This window comes from Nonomuraea endophytica (assembly GCF_014203235.1).
Lineage (GTDB): Bacteria > Actinomycetota > Actinomycetes > Streptosporangiales > Streptosporangiaceae > Nonomuraea > Nonomuraea endophytica.
In genome coordinates this window covers 1-3,163 of record NZ_JACHIN010000039.1, presented here as the reverse complement: position 1 = coordinate 3,163, position 3,163 = coordinate 1, and the positions used below count along the sequence as shown (strand labels likewise).

Below are 3,163 nucleotides of genomic sequence, written 5' to 3'. Positions count from 1 at the left end.
TGACGACGAGAGTACGCCTGAAAGGCGTTACGTGAAAGACGCTTCATCTTAAAGTAGAGTGAACGTCACCAAACCGGCACTGTCCGCCACGACGGACAGGTCGCGTACTCGCGGCATCCGGGCGCCAATCGGCCCTCCGTGCCTGAGGTCGGACTCGTCGACTCCGCCGAGGCCGGCAGCTTGGTGGCGGATGGGGAGGGTCTTACGGCTGAGCACCTTGCTCCGGATTGGTGCCGCGCGGCGCTACCCGGCTGATTCGTCCAGTTCGACGGGGGGCAACGGCTTCACCGCGGGTCCTTGCAGGACGGCGCCGTCGACGTCGAAGCGGGAGCCGTGGCAGGGGCACTCCCAGGAGTGTTCCGCCTCGTTGAAGGCCACGACGCAGCGCAGGTGGGTGCAGATGGCCGATACCGCGTGGAGGGCGCCGTCGGTGTCGCGGTAGACGGCGCGGTGTTCGCCGTTGGTTTTGATGACGGTTGCCTGTCCGCGCGGCAGTCCGGTCAGGTCGTCTGTGTGGTGTACGGCCAGCCGGTCGCCGACGAGGTGCCGGGCGACAGTGGCCTGCGCCTTGACCGCCGGACCGGCTTCACGCAGCGGATGCAGGCGCCGGGGGTCGTAGATCTCCGACCACGGCGGCTTTCCTCCGGTGATCAGGGCGCTGAGCAGCAGGCCTGCCATGACGCCGTTGCTCATGCCCCAGCCGCCGAATCCGGTGGCGACGTAGGTGTGCCTGGCCCCGACGTGGAGCGGGCCGACGAAGGGCAGCCCGTCGGTGGTGCTGTTGTCCTGGGCCGCCCACCAGTGCGTCACCTCCGCGCTCGCGAACCGCTCGGCCGTCCAGGCGCGGAGGCGGTCCAGTCGTTCGGTCACCCGGCCGGCTCCTGGGGTGAAGGACTCGCCGGTGACGATGAGCAGCCGCTGCCCGTCCCCGTATGGGGCGGTACGGATGGAACGGGTGTTCTGCTCGGTGGTGATGAACATGGCGCCCGGGTCGCTTCCGGCCGGGATGGGTGCGGCCACGACCAGTTCGCGATGGGGGCGCAGGCGGGCGAACAGCAGAGCCCGGTCGAAGATCGGATAGTGCGTGGCGACGACCACGTCGGCCGCCGTCACGCTCTGCCCGCCTTCGGTGGTGAGCCGGCAGGGCTCGCCCTCCTTCAAGTCGACCACGCGCGTGCCCTCGAAGACGAGCGCGCCTTCCGCCGCCATGGCCTCGGTGAGCGCGAGGAGGTAGGCGCGGGGATGGAACTGCGCCTGGTTCTCCACCCGTACGGCCCCGGCGATCGGGAAGGGCAGCGAGCTGTCGGTCACGAACGAGGCCGGCAGCCCGGCCCGCGCGGCCGCCTCGGCCTCGGCCCGCAACCGGTCGAGGCCGTCGGCCGACTCGGCGTAGGTGAGCGCGGGCACCCGCTCCAGGTCACAGCCGACGCCCAGGGCGGACGCGGTGGCTGCGACATGTTCGACCGCCTGTCGCTGCGACTCGGCGTAGAGCTGGGCCGTCGAGGGGGCGAGGTCGGCGTAGATCAGGGTGTGCTGGGCCGACAACTTGGCCGTGGTATGACCGCTCACCCCCGCCGCGACCCGCCCGGCCTCCAGCACCGCCACGCTCCGCCCAGCCCGCACGAGCTCCCAGGCCGCACTCAATCCCGCGATACCCGCCCCCACCACCACCACATCCACCTGAAGGTCGTCCTCCAGGACGGGGTAGGTGCCCCCCGGCGCGCTCTGCATCCAGTACGACTGTGCACTCATACCCGGCTCCTGCCCTGGTGGGCGGTTGGTAGACCTCGGAAACGTCCGCCGAGGTCACATGCGGCTCTTGCCCGGGTGGCACCAGGCTCGTCACGATCAGGAGGAACTATGTCACAGAACGTAATCGATCTCATCAAGGGGATCATCGCGGCGTCGAGGTGCTCTTCGAGAAGCTGAAGCGGCAGCCGGAGAACCGTCCCGCGCTGGTGGCCGAGCTGGCCGCCAAGTTCGTCGCGCACGCTGGCCAAGGCCAGGCCGTCGGAGCGCGGGGAGGTCCACCATGGCGTGGAGGAGCACCATCAGGCGGAGGAACTGCTGGCCAAGCTGATGGACGCGTCCGCGACGGCTCAGCCGTACAGGAATGGAGAGGCCGCGCGAGGGTAGGCGCAGTGCTTAGCCGATGAACCGTCCCGATGGGCGAGCCTAAGGAAAAGCACTCATGTCGCACGACGCGCAGCGGACATCCGAGATCGTATGGGACGGCCGGGACATCTTCGATCTGTTCGACAGTGACCGGGATGGTCTGCTGTCCGCCGACGAGGTGCTCGCCACTTCGACACCGACGTCCTCGACACCCGCTCCCTGTCGCGCTACCTCTTGGCACGCGGCATGAACCCCACGCGCGCGCAGGTCAGCGCCTTCCTGCGCAACCTCCACCCCAAGGGCCTGGCCCGCCTACCGCGCGAACTCTACGGGGCGTTCGTCCGCGCCTACCGCGACGCCTGACCTCGTACGCTTGTCTTCAGCGGCAACGGCCGCACTCGAACCCAGGAAGATCACTCCCGTCTCCTGTGCCGCTGCGCGTTCGCCTTCCAGTAGCCGGCCGGGCCGGCTCCTGTTCGGCCCGGCCGCGGCGGTCATCCGGATGACGATCGTCACCGCGTCGCCCGGGGCGGTCGTCAGGGCGCGAGACGCCTGAGGGCCCTGGCCAGCGTGAGTCCGTAGACGACATGGCCTGCCGCCATGACCGCGGGACGGCCCGGACGGTCCTGGGAGATCGGCGGCAGGATGTCCAGGCCTGGCAGCCACCCTTGGTAGCTGGTCAGCCAGATGGCCAGTCCGTAGCCCGCGCCCGCCGGGGCCGAGGTCCGGTGGCGGCCGGCGACCGCGCCGAACGTCGCCCCCGCCGCGGCGCCGAACCCCAGGTGCGCCAGCGCGGCCAGCATGTTCTCGCCGGGCTTGGGCCGGTGCTTGGAGCCTGGCAGCATCGCTCGCACGATGTTCTTGGGCGGATGCTCGTTCATCAGGCCCGTCCGGCGCCCGGCCACCATGACCGCACTCATCGTCAGCGTGGCCAGGACGCCTGCCGCGGCTCCCGCGGCTGCCTGTCGCAGCATGGTTCCTGCCTTAGGGGTTGAGGAGGATCTTGATGGCGCCGTCCTGCTTCTTCTGGAAGATCTCGTACGCCCGC

General features: G+C 69.8%; 2 protein-coding genes. Both read right to left on the bottom strand.

Annotated features, from left to right (window positions below):
• Positions 1–243 precede the first annotated feature (243 nt).
• Entirely contained in the window at positions 244–1,752 is a 1,509-nt protein-coding gene (locus HNR40_RS53380; RefSeq protein ID WP_184976629.1) for an FAD-dependent oxidoreductase, read from the bottom strand.
• Positions 1,753–2,651: 899 nt separating this feature from the next.
• Entirely contained in the window at positions 2,652–3,089 is a 438-nt protein-coding gene (locus HNR40_RS53375) for a DUF6789 family protein (protein WP_184976627.1), read from the bottom strand.
• Between the last annotated feature and the right edge of the window lie 74 nt (positions 3,090–3,163).

Excerpts from the sequence above, each read along its gene's own strand:
- HNR40_RS53380 (WP_184976629.1), bottom strand. The coding sequence starts at position 1,752 with ATGAGTGCACAGTCGTACTGGATGCAGAGCGCGCCGGGGGGCACCTAC.
- HNR40_RS53375 (WP_184976627.1), bottom strand. The coding sequence starts at position 3,089 with ATGCTGCGACAGGCAGCCGCGGGAGCCGCGGCAGGCGTCCTGGCCACG.